Source organism: Streptomyces sp. NPDC042346 (genome assembly GCF_055581845.1).
In genome coordinates this window covers 258,745-278,547 of sequence record NZ_JBVJEH010000007.1, presented here as the reverse complement: position 1 = coordinate 278,547, position 19,803 = coordinate 258,745, and the positions used below count along the sequence as shown (strand labels likewise).

At 72.7% G+C, this 19,803-nt stretch carries 17 protein-coding genes and 1 pseudogene; 8 read left to right on the top strand and 10 right to left on the bottom strand.

The window, feature by feature from the left end; translation table 11 throughout:
- The first annotated feature begins 90 nt into the window (after positions 1 to 90).
- Complete coding sequence (locus tag ACZ6K0_RS27430; protein WP_469232375.1) at positions 91 to 1,188, top strand: N-acetylglucosamine kinase; 1,098 nt, start codon at positions 91 to 93, stop codon at positions 1,186 to 1,188.
- Between the two features lie 69 nt (positions 1,189 to 1,257).
- Positions 1,258 to 2,181 carry a sirohydrochlorin chelatase gene (locus tag ACZ6K0_RS27425; protein WP_376396571.1) on the top strand — a complete coding sequence of 308 codons (924 nt, stop codon included), beginning with the start codon at positions 1,258 to 1,260 and terminating at the stop codon, positions 2,179 to 2,181.
- A gap of 125 nt (positions 2,182 to 2,306) precedes the next feature.
- On the opposite strand, the gene ACZ6K0_RS27420 is transcribed toward ACZ6K0_RS27425, so the two are convergent.
- Positions 2,307 to 3,362, bottom strand: a complete 1,056-nt coding sequence (locus ACZ6K0_RS27420) for a lactonase family protein (protein WP_469232377.1) — start codon at positions 3,360 to 3,362, stop codon at positions 2,307 to 2,309.
- A 105-nt stretch (positions 3,363 to 3,467) separates the two neighbouring features.
- Positions 3,468 to 4,964: an FUSC family protein gene (locus ACZ6K0_RS27415; protein WP_376397267.1), complete on the bottom strand. Its 1,497-nt coding sequence runs from the start codon at positions 4,962 to 4,964 to the stop codon at positions 3,468 to 3,470.
- Positions 4,965 to 5,508: 544 nt separating this feature from the next.
- On the opposite strand from ACZ6K0_RS27415, the gene ACZ6K0_RS27410 reads away from it, so the two are divergent.
- Entirely contained in the window at positions 5,509 to 8,295 is a 2,787-nt protein-coding gene (locus ACZ6K0_RS27410) for a helix-turn-helix transcriptional regulator (RefSeq protein ID WP_469232379.1), read from the top strand.
- Positions 8,296 to 8,400: 105 nt separating this feature from the next.
- On the top strand, positions 8,401 to 9,093 hold the full coding sequence (locus ACZ6K0_RS27405) for an alpha/beta fold hydrolase (protein WP_469232381.1): 693 nt from the start codon (positions 8,401 to 8,403) through the stop codon (positions 9,091 to 9,093).
- Between the two features lie 115 nt (positions 9,094 to 9,208).
- On the opposite strand, the gene ACZ6K0_RS27400 is transcribed toward ACZ6K0_RS27405, so the two are convergent.
- The gene (locus ACZ6K0_RS27400; protein ID WP_469232383.1) at positions 9,209 to 10,153 is read right to left on the bottom strand and encodes an RNA polymerase sigma factor; all 945 of its coding nucleotides are present in this window, start codon (positions 10,151 to 10,153) and stop codon (positions 9,209 to 9,211) included.
- Between the two features lie 297 nt (positions 10,154 to 10,450).
- Here ACZ6K0_RS27400 and ACZ6K0_RS27395 point away from each other — a divergent pair, with 297 nt between their 5' ends.
- Positions 10,451 to 10,885, top strand: coding sequence for an ester cyclase (locus ACZ6K0_RS27395; RefSeq protein ID WP_376396588.1), 435 nt, complete (start codon positions 10,451 to 10,453; stop codon positions 10,883 to 10,885).
- A gap of 42 nt (positions 10,886 to 10,927) precedes the next feature.
- On the opposite strand, the gene ACZ6K0_RS27390 is transcribed toward ACZ6K0_RS27395, so the two are convergent.
- From ACZ6K0_RS27390 to ACZ6K0_RS27375, 4 genes are all read right to left on the bottom strand, one after another.
- Positions 10,928 to 12,088: an FAD-dependent oxidoreductase gene (locus tag ACZ6K0_RS27390; protein WP_469232384.1), complete on the bottom strand. Its 1,161-nt coding sequence runs from the start codon at positions 12,086 to 12,088 to the stop codon at positions 10,928 to 10,930.
- Between the two features lie 200 nt (positions 12,089 to 12,288).
- Complete coding sequence (locus ACZ6K0_RS27385) at positions 12,289 to 12,978, bottom strand: TetR/AcrR family transcriptional regulator (protein ID WP_469232386.1); 690 nt, start codon at positions 12,976 to 12,978, stop codon at positions 12,289 to 12,291.
- Between the two features lie 37 nt (positions 12,979 to 13,015).
- Complete coding sequence (locus ACZ6K0_RS27380) at positions 13,016 to 13,228, bottom strand: three-helix bundle dimerization domain-containing protein (protein ID WP_376396597.1); 213 nt, start codon at positions 13,226 to 13,228, stop codon at positions 13,016 to 13,018.
- A gap of 160 nt (positions 13,229 to 13,388) precedes the next feature.
- A complete protein-coding gene (locus ACZ6K0_RS27375) occupies positions 13,389 to 14,282 on the bottom strand; it encodes a DUF4232 domain-containing protein (protein ID WP_469232387.1) in 894 nt (297 codons plus the stop codon).
- Positions 14,283 to 14,530: 248 nt separating this feature from the next.
- Here ACZ6K0_RS27375 and ACZ6K0_RS27370 point away from each other — a divergent pair, with 248 nt between their 5' ends.
- The gene (locus ACZ6K0_RS27370) at positions 14,531 to 15,664 is read left to right on the top strand and encodes a helix-turn-helix domain-containing protein (protein ID WP_469232667.1); all 1,134 of its coding nucleotides are present in this window, start codon (positions 14,531 to 14,533) and stop codon (positions 15,662 to 15,664) included.
- Between the two features lie 73 nt (positions 15,665 to 15,737).
- Here the strand turns inward: ACZ6K0_RS27370 and ACZ6K0_RS27365 are convergent, their stop codons facing one another.
- Positions 15,738 to 16,631 carry a phytanoyl-CoA dioxygenase family protein gene (locus tag ACZ6K0_RS27365; protein ID WP_469232388.1) on the bottom strand — a complete coding sequence of 298 codons (894 nt, stop codon included), beginning with the start codon at positions 16,629 to 16,631 and terminating at the stop codon, positions 15,738 to 15,740.
- 85 nt (positions 16,632 to 16,716) lie between these two features.
- Between ACZ6K0_RS27365 and ACZ6K0_RS27360 the strand changes: the two genes are divergently transcribed.
- Both ACZ6K0_RS27360 and ACZ6K0_RS27355 read left to right on the top strand, forming a co-directional pair.
- Positions 16,717 to 17,562, top strand: a complete 846-nt coding sequence (locus ACZ6K0_RS27360) for a helix-turn-helix domain-containing protein (protein ID WP_469232390.1) — start codon at positions 16,717 to 16,719, stop codon at positions 17,560 to 17,562.
- Positions 17,563 to 17,646: 84 nt separating this feature from the next.
- Positions 17,647 to 18,024 carry a nuclear transport factor 2 family protein gene (locus tag ACZ6K0_RS27355; RefSeq protein WP_024757633.1) on the top strand — a complete coding sequence of 126 codons (378 nt, stop codon included), beginning with the start codon at positions 17,647 to 17,649 and terminating at the stop codon, positions 18,022 to 18,024.
- 153 nt (positions 18,025 to 18,177) lie between these two features.
- Here ACZ6K0_RS27355 and ACZ6K0_RS27350 read toward each other — a convergent pair.
- Together ACZ6K0_RS27350 and ACZ6K0_RS27345 are read right to left on the bottom strand one after the other, a co-directional pair.
- A pseudogene (locus ACZ6K0_RS27350) lies at positions 18,178 to 19,075 on the bottom strand (helix-turn-helix domain-containing protein).
- Positions 19,076 to 19,191: 116 nt separating this feature from the next.
- Positions 19,192 to 19,758, bottom strand: a complete 567-nt coding sequence (locus ACZ6K0_RS27345) for a GNAT family N-acetyltransferase (protein WP_376396609.1) — start codon at positions 19,756 to 19,758, stop codon at positions 19,192 to 19,194.
- Positions 19,759 to 19,803 lie beyond the last annotated feature (45 nt).

The following is a 19,803-nucleotide window of genomic DNA, read 5'->3' as shown; positions in this document are numbered from 1 at the left end:
AGGCCCTAGACTCCCGCCGCTCCCCTGCCCTTCGTCCCCTTGTCCTTGTCCCCTTGTCCCCTTGTCCCCTTCACGCCAGGACGGTGCACCGTGGATTCCGTGAACGCCCCTTCAGAGGCCGCGCAAGGGCTGGTCGTCGGCGTGGACTCGGGCGGCTCCGGGCTGCGGATCGCCCTGGCCGAGGCGACGAGCGGCACGGTCCTCGACACCCTCGCCTCCCGGGAACCGGTCAGGACCGGGCCCGGCGGGATCTCCGCCGCCCATTTCCTGGAGCAGGTCCTGCCGGCCGTCCACGTCCTGCGGGAGCGCGCCGTGCCGGACTCCCTCGGCTCGCGGCCGGTCCTCGCCGTGGCCGTGGGCGCCGCCGGGATGGCGACGCTCGGGGACGAGCTGCGGGCCGAGCTGCCGGGTGCCTTCGCCGAGGCGTGGGGCGTGCGGCGGCTCGCGCTCGCGGCGGACGCCGTCACCGCGTACGCGGGGGCGCTCGGACAGCGGCCCGGCGCGGTCGTCGCGGGCGGCACGGGAATGATCGCGCTCGGTACGGATCTGGTGTCCTGGCGCCGCGCCGACGGCTGGGGGCACCTCCTCGGCGACTGCGGCAGCGGTGCCTGGATCGGCCGGGCCGGCCTGGAGGCGGCGATGCGCGCCCACGACGGGCGGCGCGGCGGTTCGGCGGCGCTCCTGGCCCGGGCCGAGAAGCTGTTCGGTCCGATCGCCGGCCTGCCGGGCGTGCTCTACCCCCGTACCGACCGGCCGGCCGTGCTCGCCTCCTTCGCCCCGGAGGTGGCGGAGTGCGCCGCCGGGGACCCGGTCGCGGCGGACGTCCTCGCCCGGGCGGCGGGGCACGTCGCGGACGCCGCCGAGGCCGTGTGCCCGGCGGACCCCGGGGCCCTGGTCGCCCTGACGGGCGGTCTCTTCAAGATGGGCGACCCCCTCCTCGTACCCCTGCGGGCGGCGCTCGGGGAGCGGATCCCGCACGCCCGGACGGTGGCGCCGGCGGGCGATCCGCTGGCCGGGGCGGTCACCCTCGCCTCGGCCCTCGCCACGGGCATCCTGAGGCTGCCGGAGGACCCGTCGCTGCTCCGCCTGTTCGGCGACGCGGCGGCGGAGGCGGCGGCATCCGCCCAGGTCGGGGGTGGTGCGGAGGCACCGGACGAGTCCGGAAGCGGGCACGGAGACCGGACATAGGGGGACAGACGGCGCGCGATCGCACCTCACCGAACAGCGTGGCCGACGAAACCAGTAGCATGCGGCGCCATGAGCTCCCCCACTGGGCCTGCTTCCGGCCTGCCTGTACGAATGCCTCGACCCCGCCAGTCCGGGCGGCACCGTCGCCCCGAACCCGCGGCGGCGCCCGAGGGCGCTCCCGCACTGGTTCTCGCCGTTCCCGGTGTGCCGTCGGCCGCCATACGCTCACTGGCCGAAGAGGTCGTGAGCATCGCCCGCTCGGAGCTGCCCGGCCTGGAGGCCGTGATCGGTTTCCTGGACGGCGACGACACCGAGTACCCCGCGCTCGCGACCGTGCTCGCCTCGGTCGAGGTGCTGCGCACCCAGCGCTACGAGCTGGCCGTGGCGGCGGGCCGTGAGGTCACCGCCCCGACGGGTCCCGCCGCGGTCGTGGTCCCGCTGCTCGCGGGCCCGGACAGCGCCCTGATGCGCCAGGTCCGCCAGGCCCTCATGGACAGCGGCAACACCGCCGAGCTGACCGAGGTGCTCGGTCCGCACCCGCTGCTCGCCGAGGCGCTGCACGTGCGCCTGTCCGAGGCGGGGCTCGCCCGCGCCGACCGCGCCCGGCTGTTCACGGTCGCGACGGCCGCCGACGGCATCATCCTGGCCACGGTCGGCGGCGAGGAGGCCGTGCAGGCCGCCGGGATCACCGGCATGCTGCTCGCCGCGCGCCTCGCGGTGCCGGTGATGGCCGCCGCGCTCGACCAGGAGGGTTCGATCACCTCCATCGCCGAGCAGCTGCGCGCCTCGGGTTCGGTCCAGCTGGCCCTCGCGCCGTACCTGATCGGCCCCGAGCTGGCCGAGGGCCTGCTCGACGAGGCCTCGAAGGAGGCCGGGTGCGCCGCGGCCGAGCCGCTGGGTGCCTACCCGGCGATCGGCAAGCTGGTGCTCTCGCAGTACACGGCGGCGCTGGGCATCCCGCCGCAGCAGCCGCAGGGCGCGCCGACGCTCTGAGACGTGCCGTAGCGAGAAGGGCCCGCACCGGAGGCATCCGGCGCGGGCCCTTCTGGCGTGGCGGGCTCTTATCCGACCTCGTATCCGACCTCGCATCCGACCTCGGATCCGCCCTGGTCTCCGGCTCAGCCGAAGACGACGCAGGAGGCCGCCGGGGCCTCGATCGCGCCGGCCCGGACGGGGACGCCGGTTTCGGGGTCGAGGTCGAACCAGGTGACGTCTCCGGAGCGCTCGTTGGCCGCGTACAGCCGCCGCCCGGAGGGGTCGAGGGTGAGGTCGCGGGGCCAGGCGCCCCCGCAGGGCACGGTGGCGACCAGGTCGGCCTTCGCGCCGTCCGGGTCGAGGGCGAGGACGGCGAGGGTGTCGTCGCCGCGGACGGCGGCCCACAGGAAGCGGCCGTCGGGGGCCACGACGACCCCGGACGGGTAGCTGGGGCCCGTGGTGCCCTCGGGGACGACGGGTGTCTCGCCGAGCGGTTCGAGGACGCCCGCCCCGGCGTCCCAGCGGCAGACGGTGAGGGTGGGCTCCAGCTCGTTCAGGACGTAGGCGTGGGTGCCCGAGGGGTGGAAGGCGAGGTGGCGCGGGCCGGTGCCGGGGCGCAGCGCGGTCTCGCCGTGGAGGGTGAGTGCGCCGGTCGCGGGATCGAGGGCGCAGATCCGTATGGAGTCGGTCCCGAGGTCCACGCTGACGATCCAGCGGCCTGAGGGGTCGGGGAGCACCTGGTGGGCGTGGGGGCCGCTCTGGCGCTCGGGGACGTCGCCGCTGCCCTCGTGGCGCAGGACGGCCGTGGCGGGGCGGGGGGTGCCGTCCGCGGCCAGCGGCAGGACGGTGACGCTGCCGGAGGTGTAGTTGGCGGTGAGGAGGTGCCCGGCGGCGAGGGCGAGATGGGTGGGGCCGGCGCCGTCGACGGGGACGGGCTCGCCGAGCGGCCGGGGTACGGGCCCGGTGACGTCGAAGGCGGCGACGGCGCCCGGCTCGGTCTCGGAGACGGCGTGGAGCACGGGGCCGGCGAGAGCGAGGAACGAGGGATCGGCGACGCCGTCGGAGGCGCCGGTGACGGTCAGCGCACCCGTCTCCGGGTCGACGTCGGCGGCGAGGACGCCGAGACCGCCCACCGACGTGAACGACCCGATGTACGCCCGCAGCCCGCTCCGGCCCTGTACCGCCCCTGTGTCGCCCATGGCGCCTCCCCTGTCGTGGGGCCGGTCACGGACGACCGGCCGTCGTCCGGTCGACGGTAGCAGGCGGTCTAGACCAGCCGGTTCCGGTGTGGCCCCGGGGCGGGATCAGGCCGCCGGGACGAGCGGGGCGCGCGGCGAGGAGCGCAGCGGCGCCGCCAGATCGACGAGGGCCTGCTCCAGCCCGTGCAGGTGCCCGAGGGCCGCCTCGGCGCCGGGGTGGTGGCGCGGTGTCGCGGCGGTTTGTCCGCCGGAGGCCGGGACGGGGCGCGTCGGGGGTACGAGGGCGTGGACGGCGGCCTCGACCCGCCAGGCCGCGGCCGCGAGCCGGGCGTCGTGGGAGGCGTCGGGGTCGGCCGCGACGAGGGCGAGGCCCCTGATCTCGCGGGCGCAGTCGTCCAGGAGCGCGAGCACCCGGCGGGCCCGGGCCTTGCGGGCGCGCAAGGGGCTCAGCGGATGCACGAGCGGGGCGAGGGAGAGCCGGACCCGGCCGAGCAGGAGCTCCAGCTCGGCGGCGTGCGGCGCCGGGTCGGCGACGGGGTCGCCCGCGAGCCGGCGGGCGGCTGCCGTGGTGCAGGTGTGGACACAGGTCACGGCCCGTTCGATCCAGGCATTGGTGGCGGCGTGCGTCGTCACCGGCAGCAACGCCACGCCGATCGCCGCACCGATGGCGCCGACGGCGGTCTCCTGGAAGCGCAGGACGAGCAGTCCGGGGTGCAGGACACCGAGCAGCCCGTAGAGGAGCCCCGCCATGACGGTCACAAAGAACATCATCCAGCTGTACGAGAGCGGGGCGGTGTAGAAGATCCCGAAGACGCACACGGCGACGAGGAGGGCGGTGGGGCCGGGCGCGCCGGCGAGGGGTACGGCGACGAGGAGGCCGGCGGCGATGCCGGTGACGGTGCCGAGAACGCGGCGGAAGCCGCGGACGAGCGTCTCGCCGCGCGAGGCCGTGTTGACGAAGATCCACCACGCGGTGCCGACGGCCCAGTACCAGCGCTCGTGGGAGATCAGCTGGCCGGCGGCGAGGGCGACGGCGCAGGCCGCGGTGGCCTGGAACGCCTGGCGGGTGGTGGGACGGGCCAACCCGGTCCCCGGCAGCGGGGCGGGCGCGGCGGGCGGCGGGACGCGCCGCTCGATGCACCAGGCGCCGAAGCGGACCGCTCCGGCGGCGAGGAGCGCGAGGGTCACCGCCGCGTACAGCTCGGGGAGCTGGGCGGGGACGGCGTGGAGGAACTGGGTCACGAAGAACTGCATGAAGGCGAAGATGCCGAGGGCGTGCCCGCGCGGGCCCCAGCGGCGGGCGTACACCCCGGCGAAGACGACGAGCAGCCAGGCCGCGTCGCGCAGAAGCGGCGCGTCGTGCAGGAGGGTCGCGAGCGCGAGTACCGGGAAGCCGACGGCCGGCAGCAGGGCGGTGGTGACCGCCTGGCGGCGCACGGTCGGGTCGCCGACGGTGAAGAGCGCCAGCAGGGCTGCGAGGCCGGCGGTGATGGACGCGACGAGGGACAGGCCGAGCAGCTCGGCCAGGGCGACCGCGAGCGCGATGCCGAGGACGGCACGCAGCGAGACCCTGAGCCGGACGAGCCCCGGATCCGGGGCCATGAAGTACTTCCGCACGGCGGCCAATCCCGCCCCCCTTGATCTGTTCCTCACCGCGAGCGAGGCTCCCCGGGGGTGGTGGGGGCTCGGACACGACGAAAGCACCGCGGGCCGGTCCGGCCTCGTCGCCGGACGGCGCTGCGCGGCGCCGAAAGTGTGTGATGGCTACAAGAATAGACCGAAGGGGGTGCAGCGGCTCAACTCACCGCCGAAGGAGTGGGCCATTGGCCCACCATGACAGCGCAGCGAGTGACCGGACGGAGCCATTGGCCCACGCTTCCCGCACACCGCACACGGCTACAAGCGGCTCGCCCAGGCCAAGGTGGCCGAGGTCAACACCCACTCGTCCTGGACGGTGGCGCGCGGCGGCGCCACGGACCCGACGGGCTGAGGAGCGGCCCGCTCGCAGGCATGTCGGGCGACGAGCTCGTCCGACGCACGGCACACACTCCGCGTTCAAGACGTGACGCAGCCCACACCTGGGGATCGAACTTCCGAGACGGGACCGCATCTTGTCGGTGTCACCCCTCGACCGCAGGAGACTTCCGTGCCCCCTACGCACCGCTACGACTCGCGCGTTCCTGACAGTGCCGGCGAGATGCTGGTCGGCCGGGAGGCCGACCTTCGACGCGTCGACTCCTTCCTCGCCGGCGCGTCCACCGCCGGCGGCACCCTGCTGATCTCCGGGGACCCCGGGGTGGGAAAGACCGCGCTGCTCGCGGCAGCCGCGTCCCGCGCGGAGGGTGCGGGCGTGCCCACCTTGCGCGCGACGGCAGTCCAGTTCGAAGCACAGACCAGCTTCAGTGGTCTCCAGCAGCTCCTCCAGCCGGTGATCGGCGAGGTGGGCGGACTCGGTCCGGCCCATCGGGAGGTGCTCACCGTCGTTCTGGGGCAAGGCGCGGGCCCCGTGCCCCCTCACGAAGCCGTGGCGCGGGCGCTCCTGGCGCTGCTGGCACGGACGGCGGGCGAGCGCCCTCTGCTGATCACCCTCGACGACCTGCAGTGGATGGATCCCACCAGCGCCCTGGTTCTGGGAATCACCGCCCGTCGGCTCATCGGCACGAAGGTCGGACTGCTGGGCTCCGAACGGCCCGGTGCGGGCGGCTTCTTCGAGCACTCGGGCCTCGCGGTCCACCTTCTGCGCCCGCTCGACGACCGGGCCGCCGACGCCCTGCTGGTCGACCGCTACCCAGCCCTGGCCCCACGGGTCCGACGACGCCTCGTCACCGAGGCGCAGGGCAATCCCCTGGCGCTGCTCGAACTCCCGGTGTCGCTCACCGACTCGCAGCGCACGGCGTCGGAAACGCTCCCCGGGCACCTGCCGCTGAGCAGCCGTCTCCAGGCGGCGTTCTCCTCACGCATCGGCACTCTCCCGGCGGTCACCCGCTACCTGCTGCTGCTCGCCGCGCTCGAAGGCACGGGCGACCTTCACGCCCTGGAGCGAGCCGTCGAGGGCCGGTGCAGCCTCAAACAACTCGGGCCGGCCGAACGGGCCCAGCTGGTCAGCGTCGACGACCGCACCGGTCGCCTGGCGTTCCGTCACCCGCTGACCCGCTCGGCCGTGGTCGACCTCTCCACCCACGACCAGCGACGCCACGCGCACCTCGCCCTCGCCCGCCCCCTGAGCGATCAGCCGGAGCGCCAGGCCTGGCATCTGGGTGAGGCCACCGTGGCACCGGACGAGGCGGTGGCCGCTCTCCTCGAACGTGCCGCGCGCAGCATGAGCCGCCGGGGCGACGGCTCCATCGCCATCGCGTCGCTGCTGCGCGCCGCGGACCTCAGCCCCGACGCCGAACAGCGGGCCCGCAGACTGGCGGAGGCGGCGTACGTCGGCGCCAGCGTCACCGGTGACCTGTACGAGGTCCCGAGGCTGCTCGACCACGCGCGACGAGCGGCGCCCGGCCCCGGATCCCTCGTCACGGCCGTGGCGAGTTCCGCCTATCTCCTCAACGGGTCGGGGGACGTCGACACCGCCCACCGGCTGCTCAGCGCGGCGGTGGCCCTGCAGCCCGAGCCGTACGACCCGGACGATCCCGTACTGGCCGAGGCGCTCCACACGCTGCTCCTGATCTGCTTCTTCAGCGGCCGGCCCGAGCCGTGGCAGCCGCTGGACGCCGCGCTCGGGAGATTCGGCGGCGATCCCGGCGCGCCGGCCATCACCCGGGCGACCTTCGGCGACCCGGCCCGATGCACCCGCGACGACCTGGAGCGGCTCGACACGGCCGTCGCCGAGCTCACCCACGTGTCCGACCCGCTGCGGATCGTCCGCACCGGGATCTCCTCCGCCTACGTCGACCGGCTCGGCGGCTGCGCCGACGCGCTCCGGCGCGTGGTCGAGGCCGGGCGCAAGGGCGAAGCGGTCGCGCCGGCGATCGACGCGCTCTTCCTCCTGGCCAATCACGCGCTGCTCACCGGTGAGTGGGAGCAGCTGAACAGAGCAGCCCACGAGGGACTCGCGATGTGCGAGGACCACGGCTACCCGATGCTGGCGTGGCCGGGGAAATTCCTCCTCGCCGCCCGGGCCGCGATGCAAGGTGACCACGCCACCGCGAACGCTCTGACCGGCGAGATGGACCGGTGGGCCGGGCCGCGGCGAGCCGGTGCGGTGCGCTTCTACGCCGCGCACACGCGCGCCTTGTCAGCGCTCGGCCGGGGGGACTTCGAGGAGGCGTACCGACAGGCCGTGATCGTCAGCCCCGCCGGCGAGTTTCCCGCCTTCGTCCCCCACGCCGTGTGGCTGGTCATGGACCTCTCGGAAGCCGCCGTGCGGACCGGTCGGCGCGGCGCGGCCCGAGCCCATGTCGCCGCCGCCCGCGACACGGGGCTGGACACGCTCTCCCCGAGACTGAGAATGCTGCTGCTCGCCGCGGACGCCCTCGCCGCCGACAGCGACACGAGCTCGCTCTTCGAGCAGGCCCTGACGGTTCCGGAGGCGGAGCGCTGGCCCTTCGACCTCGCTCGCGTCCACCTCTCCTACGGCGAACACCTGCGTCGGTGCAGAGCCGCCGCCCGCTCCCGGCACCACCTGGCGACGGCGAGGGACGTCTTCGGGCAGCTGGGCGCACACCCTTGGACCCGACGGGCAGCCCAGGAACTCCGTGCCGCCGGCGGCCACCGGGAGGACGACTCCGGCGGTTCCGGGTCCCCGCTGACGCCGCAGCAGTCGGAGATCGCGAAGCTGGCCGCCGCGGGCTTCACCAACAAGGAGATCGGTGAGCGTCTCTTCCTTTCCCCGCGCACCGTCTCCACTCACCTGTACCAACTCTTCCCCAAGCTCGGCGTGTCTTCCAGGGCTGCTCTGCGCGACGCGCTCGGCCGGCTGGAGGAGGGCTGAACGGGTCTTTGGCGCGGGCTACGTCACATGACGGAATCCACCGCGCCTCCCCGGCTCCTACCGTTCTCCCACGACCTCACCCAGCCGATGAAAGCAGGAATGGTGATGAGCGAGAACGTCCGGCCCAAGAACATCGTGCTCGTCCACGGCGGCTTCGTGGACGGCTCCGGGTGGCAGGGGGTGTACGAGCAGCTGAGCCAGGAGGGGTACCGCGTCAGCATCGTCCAGAACCCGACGCTGTCCCTCGACGGCGACGTCTCCGCCACCCGTCAGGTCCTCGACTCCCTGGACGGGCCTGCCGTCCTGGTCGGCCATTCCTACGGCGGTGTCGTGATCACCGAGGCCGGCAACCACGAGAAGGTGACCGACCTCGTCTACATCGCGGCCTTCGCCCCCGACAAGGGCGAGTCGGTCAGCACCCTGATCGCCGATCCCCCGCCCGGCGCCCCCGTGCCGCCCATCCTCCCGCCCCAGGACGGCTTCCTGTTCCTGGACCGCGACAAGTTCGCGGCCTCGTTCGCCGCGGACGTCCCGGCGGGCCTGGCCGCGTTCATGGCCGATTCCCAGGTCCCGTGGGGCGTCGACGCCCTCAACGGCGCCGTGTCCCGGCCCGCTTGGCGCACGAAGCCGGCGTGGTACCTGGTGGCCGCCGACGACCGCATGATCCCCCCGCCCGCCCAGCGCGCCATGGCGGAGCGGACCGGCGCCCAGACCGTCGAAGTGCCCGGAAGTCACGCCGTCTACGTCTCGCGCCCCGGCGCGGTGGCCGACCTCGTCAAGCAGGCTGCCGAACGCTGAGACCGGGGGCAACGCACCGCCACGTCCGCCTCGCGTACGGCCATGCCCGGGTCACGTACCGCCGTGGCCCGGCCTGCGACCCGGACGGCGAACAGCCGCCGAAGGGCCACTCGCGCTACCCCGAGGGCAACGGGAAGACCACCCGGAGTCTCTGGACGCGCCCGTCCCGACGGAACATGAGCCAGGCGAGATGCGGCGGACAGATGTGGACCGCACCGGGATGGGTGACGTCCATCTCCCAGATCTGGATCTCGCGGCTCGCCACCACATGGCGCAGATGCTGCCGCACTCCGTCTTCCAGGGTCTTCCGCATGACCGGGACGGGATGGACGCGTTCCCCCGGTCTGCCGAGTCGGCCGACCATCTCGGACTCGGCCGGCCACAACTCGGAGATGTCCCGGGGCAGTCCACCGGATTCCCACGCCCTCAGCGTCGCCACGGCCTCGTGCGTGCTCGCCTCGGCGAGTACGGAGGCGTCGTCGTGCGCCTGCGCGGCGGTCGACAGGAGCACCCGCGCGAGTGTGGCTCTGGCCTGGCTGAGCCGGCTGCGTACCGTACCGATCGGAATGTCGCAGGCCGAGGCGATCTCCCGGTAGGAAGTGACGCCGCTGAAGTGCCGGAGCATCAACACCAGCCGTTGCTGCTCGGGCAGTTCCTCCACCGCCTCCCAGATCCAGTCCCGCATCGCGTGCTGTTCGACGATCCGCTCGGGATGCGCCACGTCGTCGCCGCGGAGGTGCGGGAGCTGGAGGCCGTCGAGCCCCGGTGATTCCCGAGTGGCGCGCACGCGCATGCGGCAGGCGTTCCGCACGACCGCGCGCAGCCACGCGCCCACGGCCGCGGGATCCCGCACGTCACCGATACGGCGCAGCGCGGTCAACGCGGCCTCCTGCACCGCGTCTTCTGCATTCGGGCCGTGACCCAGCACGCTCAGCGCCACCGCGCGCATGGGCGCCTGATGGCGTGCCAGCAGCAGTCCCAGGGCCACGGTCTCGCCGGCCTGGGCCCTGCGGGTGAGTTCCTCGTCCGTCGGATCCGCTCGAAGGCCGGGAGCTGCCATGTCTCCGATCACCTCCGTGGCGACCCGTCACGAACTCGGCTCCTGAGGGGAGCGGGAACTTTCATACTCCCAAGCGGACGTGCGCGCCGGGTAGACCGGGAAACGCAGCACCTCTTCGGCCCGCTCCTCGCCTCGCTCCCCGCGCGACACGGAGTGACCGTTCCTCCGTCCTCCCGCTCCCATGGCCGATCATGGCGCGGTGCCCGTACGCGCGGTGCGGCACCGCACTCGATCATGCCGTCGGCAGACCTACGCACCCTTCCCCCCCCTCCCCTCCACTCCCCACGAAGGAATTCCATGCGCGAGAACGATCCGAGCGAGGCGGCCAAGGCGGTCGTGCGCCGCAACACCGAAGAGGTCCAGGGTGGCGGTGACTTCGCCCTCTTCGACGAGCTGTTCGCCGACGACTTCCTCGACCACACGCCGCAGCCCGGCCGCACCGCCGACAAGGCGGGCGCACGGGAGCTGTACCAGGTGCTCCGCGAGGCGTTTCCCGACTTCCGCCCCGTCATCCACTGGCAGTCCGCGGACGGCGACCTCGTCACCACGTTCAAGACGTATCACGGCACCCACAAAGGCGAGTTCTTCGGGATCGCGCCCACCGGCAGGCAGATCAGCTTCGACACCGTGGACGCCATGAGGGTGCGCGACGGGAAGATCACCGAGCACTGGGGCGTCGCGAACCTGTTCTCGCTCATGCAGCAGCTCGGCGGCCTGCCTGCCATCGTGTAGCAGCCCCGCCACCGGCCCGGACGCCCCTCGGACCACGTCCGATCAGTCGTTGTCCGCCGGCGCGTCGGTGAACAGGCGGAGGAGCCGGGCGATCGGCTCCTCGCCGAAGCACGTCTTCAGTCCGGCGGCGGATTCGGCGGCCTTCTCGGAGCTGCGCGGGAAGAGGGCCTCCTCGTAGACGGTGAGGGCCTTTTCGAGGTCGTTCGGGTGGGCGGCGAGGGCCTGGCCGAGTTCGGCGCCATCGAGCATGGCGAGGTTGGCGCCCTCGCCGGCGAACGGCGACATGAGGTGGGCGGCGTCACCGAGCAGCGTGACTCCCGGCACGCGGTTCCAGCGGTGGTCGGCGGGCAGAACGTTGATCTTGCGCGGCGTGAGTCGGCCGTCGGCGTTCGCCACCAAGGCCTTCAGGCTCTCGTCCCAGCCGTCGAACCGGGCGAGCACACCGGCCTTGGCCCTTCCGGTGTCGGCGAAGTCGATGCTGTCGAGCCAGTCGTCGGAGGCCGTGAGCGCGGTGTACACGTGCAGGTTTCCGTCGGTCTCGCGGTGAGCGAGGAATCCCTTGCCGTCGGCGAGCGCGAACAGCATTCCGTGTCCGACGACGGCGGCCTCGGCCGGGTGAGCGGTGTCGGCGTCGCGCAGGTCGGCTTCGACGAAGGAGACGCCGCTGTAGACGGGCTTCGCGTCGGAGAGCAGGGAGCGTACGCGCGACCAGGCTCCGTCGGCACCGACGAGCAGGTCCGTGGTGACGGCCGTGCCGTCGGCGAAGGTCACCTCGTGCCGACCCGCGCCGAGCGGCCGGGCGCCGGTGGCCTTACGGCCCCAGTGAACGGTGGTCTCGGGCAGGGAGTCGAGCAGAAGGTCCCGCAGCTGCCCGCGGTCGACCTCAGGGCGGTCGCCTTCGCCCTCGTCAGCCGCGTCCCAGTGCACGGTGGCGTGCTTGTCCAGGACCCGGGTCGCTTCTCCACCCGGGTGGACGAGAGCGCGGAAGCCGTCCAGGAGTCCGGCGGCGCCCAGTGCCACCTGTCCGTTCTCGGCATGGATGTCCAGCATGCCGCCCTGCGTACGGGCGTGGCGCCCGGTCTCCAGGTCGAAGACGGCGGACTCGATTCCGTTCACGTGCAGGACGCGCGCCAGGGTCAGGCCTCCGAGGCCCGCACCCACGATGACGACGGGGTGGTGGGGGTTCACGGTGGGGGTGTTCATGGTGGGCTCCGTTCCGAACGCCGGGGATCCGGCCGGCGAGCACCGATCGGGCGTACGCCAGCGCTGACACCTCCAACGTAACGAACATGTTCGTTACGAACAAGTTCACCCGAAGCCGAGCACGCGGGCGAGAGCGGCGGTGACGGACGCACTGTGGTGCGGCGGCTCGACGTCGGCGACAGGCCAGAGGTCGAAGCAGATCAGGGTGTCGGAACGGGGGTGTGCAGCATGCCGTTGAGGAGCATCTGGACACCCCACTTCCGGCGTGACCGCGGTGTGCCCGACAGCAGTCGGGAACCGAGCGCGGCCACGTGCGGAGCGCGATCCGAAGAGGCGTTCTCCAGGGCGTCGGCGAGCGCGCTCCAGTCCTCGTCGGCGTGGGGGGACGCGTCGTGAGCGGAGTGCTCGGCCGCGCTCGCGGTGGCCGCCTGGAGCAGCACGTCCACCCCCCAGGCAGCCTGCGCGTCCGGCACGCCACCCTCGGCCAGCAGCGCCAGCAGGGCTTCGAGCAGGGCCACGTAGTGGGGTCCGGACGGGCGGGCGACCAGCGCCGAGTGGGCCAGGGCCGGGTGCTGGTGCAGGACGTCGCCGTACGACTCCAGTACGGCCTCGATCCGCTCGCGCCAGTCGCCTGCGGACCCGACCGGACCGAGATCGACCTCGCCCAGCAGCACGTCGAGGATCGCGGCGTGCAGCTCGGCGGTGTTGGCCACGTACACGTACAGCGAAGCCGGCCCGGTGTCCAGCTCCTTGGCCAGTCGGCGCATCGTGACTCTCTGCAGCCCTTCGGTACGCATCAGGCGGACCGCGGTCGAGACGATGCCGCCACGGGTGAGAGCCGCCTTGGCGGGTCGCTCGCGGCGGCTGATCGGCTCAGGGCGCGCATTCATGATCCGATCGTACCGAACACGTTCGTCGCGAACGGGTTCACGCCGAGCCCTGATCCGCCGCCGAGAGGAGGTCATGGGCGCGACGTTCCATCAGGACGGGAAGGTAGGTGCGCACGCGGACGTACTGGAGGTCCGCATATGCGGTGTCGACCGCATCCCGGACGACGCGGGGATCCAGGCCGGGGAACTCTTTCATGAGTCGTTCGGTGACGTGAAGGAGAGCGACGGCATCCTTGGTTTCCTCCGGCATCGGGACGGCCTTCCTCCGCGGGACTTCCCTCCACTGTGGCGCACCCCGCCCGCCGGGCAAGCCGGTCTTCGGCCGAACACCGGCACCCGGCCCGTGCGTACGGCATCGCCGCAAGAGCGCCGGGCGGCGCCGACGTCCCGGCCGGCCGTCGCCTCCCGGCTCAGGAGCCGAGCGCGTCCTCGACGGTCCGCTGCCAGTACGTGACCGTCAACGAGCTGTCGTAGTAGATGCCCTTCGCCGGCAGGGACGGGGTGGCGGACGCCCCGCCGCTGCTGAGGGGCGTCCGTCCCTGGAAGGCGATCGTGAGCCGCCTTCCGGTCGCGCCGCCCTCGCCGCTGCCGTCGGCCGCCGACAGCATGGCCGCCGCGTAGCCCGACTCGCCGGGCGCGAGGGACACCACGGCCTGAGGCTTGGTGTCCTCCCGCGCGGCCGGCGCCCACTGCATCTCGTCGAAGCGGAGCACCGGGTAGTAGGTGAGATCGCAGAGCTTCGAGCCGGTGTTCCTCACCGTGATCAGCAGGTGGTTGAGGGGGCGGGACAGCGGCTGGACGGTGACCGCGGTGTTCGAGCCGTTGCACGAGACCCGCTCGGCCGCGGCGGACGGTTCCGAGGAGTGCTTCGCGTCCGCCGGTCCGCTCCCGCCGGTCGCACCGCCGGTCGCACCGCCGGTCGCTCCGCCGGTCGCTCCGCCGCCAGATGCCCGGGAGCCGTCGCCGGTCGTTTCGGGGAGGGGAGCCGGGGTGGTGCTCGGCCTCACCTGCCGGCCGGTCGGGGTGTTCTGGGCGCTTGGCGTGTCGCGCGGCGACGTCTGCGGCGCCGACGACGGCGCGACCGTGGTGGCGCTCGGGGCGGCCTCGGCTCCCTCGTCCTTCACACCCGTGCCGCCCTGACACGCGGTGAGGGCGAGCGCCGCGAGGGCGACGACGGCCGCGCTCGCGACGCGTCGGGAGTGCGGGGTCCGGGGCGCACCGGGCGTACAGGGCGTGCCGGGCGTGCGGGGCGTGCCGGGCGTGCGGGCGCTGCTCGTGGGGCGGGTGCCGCGGATGGCGAACATGTCTCTTCCCTCTCGTACGACAAGCCGTGGGTGGCCGGTTGAGGCCGGTCGCCCAGAGCGCTGTGCTTGGATGACCCGAGCTTGAGCGCAGTTCCGTCCCAGCTGCCAGACCCGATGGACGGTCAGGGACGCTGGAATGCCCAAAGGGGCTCTGAGCTGCTGAGACAACCCGCCCCTGGGACGTGGGACGGGACACTGGGGCGGGAGGAACAGTGTCGGAAGACACTGCTGAGGCCGGGTTCGCCGGGCTGTTGCGGGAGTTGAAGGACCGATCCGGGCTGAGCTACGGAACGCTCGCCAAGCGACTCCACATGAGCACGTCGACGCTGCACCGGTACTGCTCCGGTGACGTCGTCCCGACGGATTACGCACCGGTCGAGCGGCTCGCCCGCCTCTGCAAGGCATCGCCCGAGGAGCTCGTCGCACTGCACCGGCACTGGGTGCTGGCAGACGCGAACCGGCCGCGCAGAGGGACCGAGCCGGATCTCAAGGCCCCGGCCGGCGCCGCCCCGGTGACACAGCCCGTGCCGCAGGAGGCCGGCGCGAGCCCGCCGGTGGGGGTGGAGACCGGTACGCCCGCGCCGAAGGAGCGCCGCCGCGGGGCAGTCGTCGCCGGGATCGCCGTGGTGGTCGCCGCCGTGGTCGTCGCGGGGACGATCGCGCTCGCCACGAACCTGCCCGCAGGAGGCGGCGACTCGCGGAAGGGCACCGCCGGTGCCGTCGCCACCGGGGGTTCCTCCTCCGCCGGCCTCGGCGGAGGCGTCGGTCCCCGTGCGCCGCTGAGCGTCACCACCCAGCCGCACAGCTGGGAATCGCCCTGCGGCCAGCACTATCTGATCGACAGGCCCCCGGCCCGGGTCGGTCCGCCGCCGGTGGAACAGGACGCCCCCGCATGGGTGGCGGCGTCCGGAGCCGTGCCCGCGGGCGAGCAGTACGTCACGCTGACGCTTCAGGGCTCGGGCAAGGAGACGGTGGTCCTGGACAGCCTCAGCGTCCGTACGGCCGACAAGCGTGCGCCGCTCGCCTGGAACGACTACGCCATGGGTTACCCGGGTGTCGGCTGCGGTGCCGCGGTCCCGACCCGCTCCTTCACCGTGGCTCTCGACGCCACGCGCCCCGCCGTCGTACCCGAAGCGGGACAGCCGGACTTCCCCTTCAAGGTGAGCGAATCCGCTCCGGAGGTCTTCTACGTCAGGGCCGACGCCTCCGCCTACGACGTGAGCTGGTACCTGGAGCTGACCTGGTCCAGCGGTTCCCGCCACGGCACCCTCAAGATCGACAACAAGGGCAGGCCGTTCCGTACGAGCGGGCACAACGGGCGCCCCGGCTACGAGTTCCCCCTCGGCGGCGACGGGTGGGTCCCCGAGGGGACGACACTCTGAGCACGTGACCCGGCCACGTAGGCGCTGCGTCCTGGGCAGCCCGGGCGAGGAGGCCGAGGGCGTCGACGTGGCATCACAGGCCGTCCTGGTCGTGCCAGTGGTTCTGCCATCGGGTGTCGATCGGTTCCGAGGCGGCTTGGTAGCGGATGTCGGTGGACAGGCGGAACCGGCCGGCGGGGTCCTGGTTGTCGAGTGAGGCGTGGATGATGTGGGTGCTGTGCACCATGAGGTCGCCCGCGGCGAAGTCGGTGACGAGCCAGCGGGAGTCGTACTCCTCCGCCAGCGCGGGCAGGTCGGCCGTGATCGACGCGGCGGGGCGGCGCAGGCGGCCGGCGGCCTCGTCCGCCAGGACGCGGTGGTGGCTGCCTTCGAGGTAGACGAGAGGGCCCCGGGCGATCGGGCAGTCGCCCAGCGGAATCCAGGAGGAGACGATCCGGTCGGTGCCTTCGCGGAGGTAGACGAGGTCGTAGTGGGCCTGGGTGGCGGTGCCGATGCCCGACTCGCCCGGGCCCACATGGCGGATGATCTTCCTGCGGTGCAGGTGCACCTCGCCGGTTCCCAGGAACCACTGGTAGAAGGCGACGAGCGCGGGGTGCCGGCAGAGGGCCTCGTACTCCCGGCCGGGGACGATCCGTTGGAACAGCACGGAGCGGAGACGCGCCCGGTCCACATCTCCGGCGGCCGCGGCGAGTCCCTCGGACGGGTCGGAGCCGGGGCGGGTCAGGCCGGCCTCGGCCAGCCCGGCGAAGTAGTAGCGGCGGAAGCCCTCGATCGTCGCGCGGTCGAAGAAGCCCGGCAGGTAGAGGTAGCCGTCGCGGGCCAGACGGTGCCGCAAGGACCCCAGGTCGTGGCGTTCCGCGTCCGGTACCGGTTCCAGGCGGCCGAGCCTGCGGTCGCTTCCGTCCAGGCGGTGGCCGTTGGAGGTGAGGGCGGTCGGCAGGGGCCGGTCCAGTTGTCCCGTACTCATGGAGCAATCCTTGCCCCCTCTCTGACGTGGAACAATGCACGGATTCCGCGGAAACTTGGACGATTGTCGACGGGAGCGGTGCACGTTGGACTCCGTAGCGCACTACCGCACCCCGCCGGAGGGCGTGCGGGCACTGGGGATCGCCGTGACCGGGGCCGGCCGGATCTCCGGCCGGCTCCACGCACAGGGCGAACGCACTCTGAACTGCCACGCCGGCGTCCTCGTGCTCCGGGGATCGGGATCCCTGGAGCTCGACGGCCGCGGCCGCCACGACGTGCGGCCGGGATCGTTCTTCTGGCTGTCCCCCGGGGTCAGTCACTCTTACGCGCCGTCGCCGGACGGCTGGGACGAGCACTGGGTCCTGTTCGAAGGACCCGCCGCGCCGAGCTACGCGGAGCTGGGCTACCTCGGCGCGGAACACCCGACGGTCGAGCCCGCCGACCCCGCCGAGGCCCTTGCGCTGTGCGTCCGGATTCAGGACCTGCTGGCCCGGCCGGAGTCGCTCGGCGGCCACGTGGCCGCCGCGAGCGCCCTCCACGCCTTGATCACGGCGGTGGGCACCGGCCGGTCGACGCCCGTGGAGCCCGGACAGGCACGACGCGACCTCGGCCGTCGCGCCCTGGAACTGCTCGACGCGGCCGACGGCCCCGTACGGATCGGCGACCTCGCCAAGGAGCTGTCGGTCTCCCGCGACAGTCTCACCACGGCCGTCCGCCGGCTGACCGGCTCCCCTCCCGCGGTGTATCTGACGCGCCGCAGAATCGACCGGGCGAAGGCACTGCTGGCCGACACCGACCGGCCCGTCTCGCTCGTCGGGCGGGACGTCGGATACCCCGACCCCGCCTACTTCGCCAGGCTGTTCACCCGCCACGTGGGTGTCGCTCCGTCCGTCTTCCGCAAGCAGCAGAAACGCCCGTCGACTTCCCTCTAGTGCTGTGACCGGGATGGTTCACCGTGGTCGGGAGACGGCTCACGGGACGAGCGCGGTCCGCCAGACGACTGGTATTACTGGTGCATGCAGGAAGAGACCGCGCGGTCCGCGATCGACACGTTCATCTCCGCCTTCAACGCCTCGGACGACAGCTATGTGACTGCGTTGCTCTCCCAGGCCCTGACCTCGGACGTGGTCTTCTGGGGACCGTTGGGCCGCAGTGAGGGGATCGAGGCGGTCGAGCGGTTCGTGCTGGACATCCGGCGCCACCCCGCGGGGACCGGCACGATGGTGCGCTGTTCGGCGGTGGACATGCCGGACGAGTGGGCCCGGTACCAGTGGGTCTTCACGACGCCGGATGGAGGCCCCCGCCTGGCGGGAACGGACGTCGTCCATCTGCGGCGGAGCCTCATCGACCAGGTCATCGTCTTCGCGGGGGAGATCGAGCCGTCCGCCTCCTGAGCCATTCGCCTCTGGCGCCGTCCTGCTCCTGAACCGGCCCCGTTCGGGGCTCCGGATCTGCCCAGCCGAGATCATCTTCACAACACTTCGGTCGTCCGCGCTTGGCCACGAGCAGACCGATGATGCGCTGTGGCTGTGTAGGTTCGAGGTTGGTCAGGCTGCGGCGCTGAGGGGGCGTCCGCCCCAACGGATGCCCTTCTCGCTTCGGATGCGGGCGCGTTCCTTGCGTTCGGCGGCCAGGACATCGCGGTGGCGGGCGTTGGCGTTGCGCCAGCGCAGATAGGCGTGCAGGGCTCGTGTCTGCACGGTGTGGTTGGGGTGGTGGGAGTTGGCGATGGTGAACTGCCTCAGCGGTCCGAAGTGGGCCTCGATGGGGTTGGCCCAAGAGGCGTAGGTCGGGGTGAAGCACAGCTCGACCTTGTGCTTTGTCGCCCAGCGGCGGATGTCGGTGCCTTTGTGGGCGGACAGGTTGTCCGGGATCACATAGATGGGGGCGCCGTCGGGCCGTGCGGCGCGGATCGACTTGAGCGCGGCCAGCGTGTTCGCGGCACCTTTTCGCCTCGCGGTCGGGGTCGGTGGATTCCTTCCAGGTCTTGGTGCGCTGGAAGGTGACTCCACGGCGGGCGAGCAGGCCGCGTAACGCCTCGCGGCCGATACGGATCACTCGGCCGTGGACTGTGCGCAGGTAGGCGACGAGGTTGCGTAGCGACCAGCGAGTGAAGGGCTGGCCGAGCTTGGTGGGGCGGGTGGTGGCCGTCTGGACGACGAAGTCCTCGTCGTCATCGCTGAGCAGGCGGGGACGGCCTCCCGCCCACCGAGGGTCCAGGCAGGCCAGGCCGATCTCGTTGAACCGGTGGATCACATCGCGCACGGTGTCCTCGTCGGCCGCCACAAGCTGGGCGATCACCGGCACCCGATTCCCGCCGACCGAGGCCAGCAGCATCATCGCGCGCCGATAGCGCACCGAGTTGGTGCTGCCCCGGCGCACGATCTGCTGCAGCCGCTGCCCCTCCTGGTCGGTCAGTCTGCGCACACGGACAGGCTCGGCCACCGCGCCTCCAGCGGTCGGATCGGACGTCAACGCACACCCAACCGCCACGACGACCAACCCGGCGAACCTATGCGGTCACAGCACGAGCAAGAGGTCCCCCGATGCGCGACGGGATGTCAGGAACCCGTGCGCCGTATGTGCAGATGGCCGTCGAGGGGGAAGGAGGGCGGTGCTGCCGGCAGGACCCTGTCGAACGCGTAACCGCTCTTCCGCGCGACGCGGCACGAGGCCGGATTGTCTTCCTGGTGCAGGAGTTCGAGACGTTCGAGACCGTCCGCGCCGAAGGTGCCGAAGGCCCAGCGGGTGACGGCCTCAAGCGCGCGCGGGGCCACGTTCCTCCCCCGCGCAGGGGCAGCCGTCCAATATCCCACCTCGGCGGAGGGCTTGCCGGACGCGACCTCCTTGAGGACGACGTTGCCCACCACCTGTCCGTGTGCCGTGTCGGGTCGCGTTTCGAGAACGGCGAAGGCGAACCGGTCCCCCGCCGCCCAGCCGCGCTGCTGGGCCCGCACCCACCGCGAGCCGTCCGCGTGCTCGACCAGGGGCGTGCTCGTCATCTGGCGCAGGGCGGGGTCCTGGAACGCCTCGACCAGGGCGTCGATGTCCTCCGCGCGCCAGGGGCGAAGGACGAGGGCGGGAGCGGAGGGTGTCGGGCTCGCGTGCAGCAGGACGTCGGAGTTCACGCGCTGATCGTATGCGGCGGGGCCGGCCGGGCCGGGGCCTGGGTG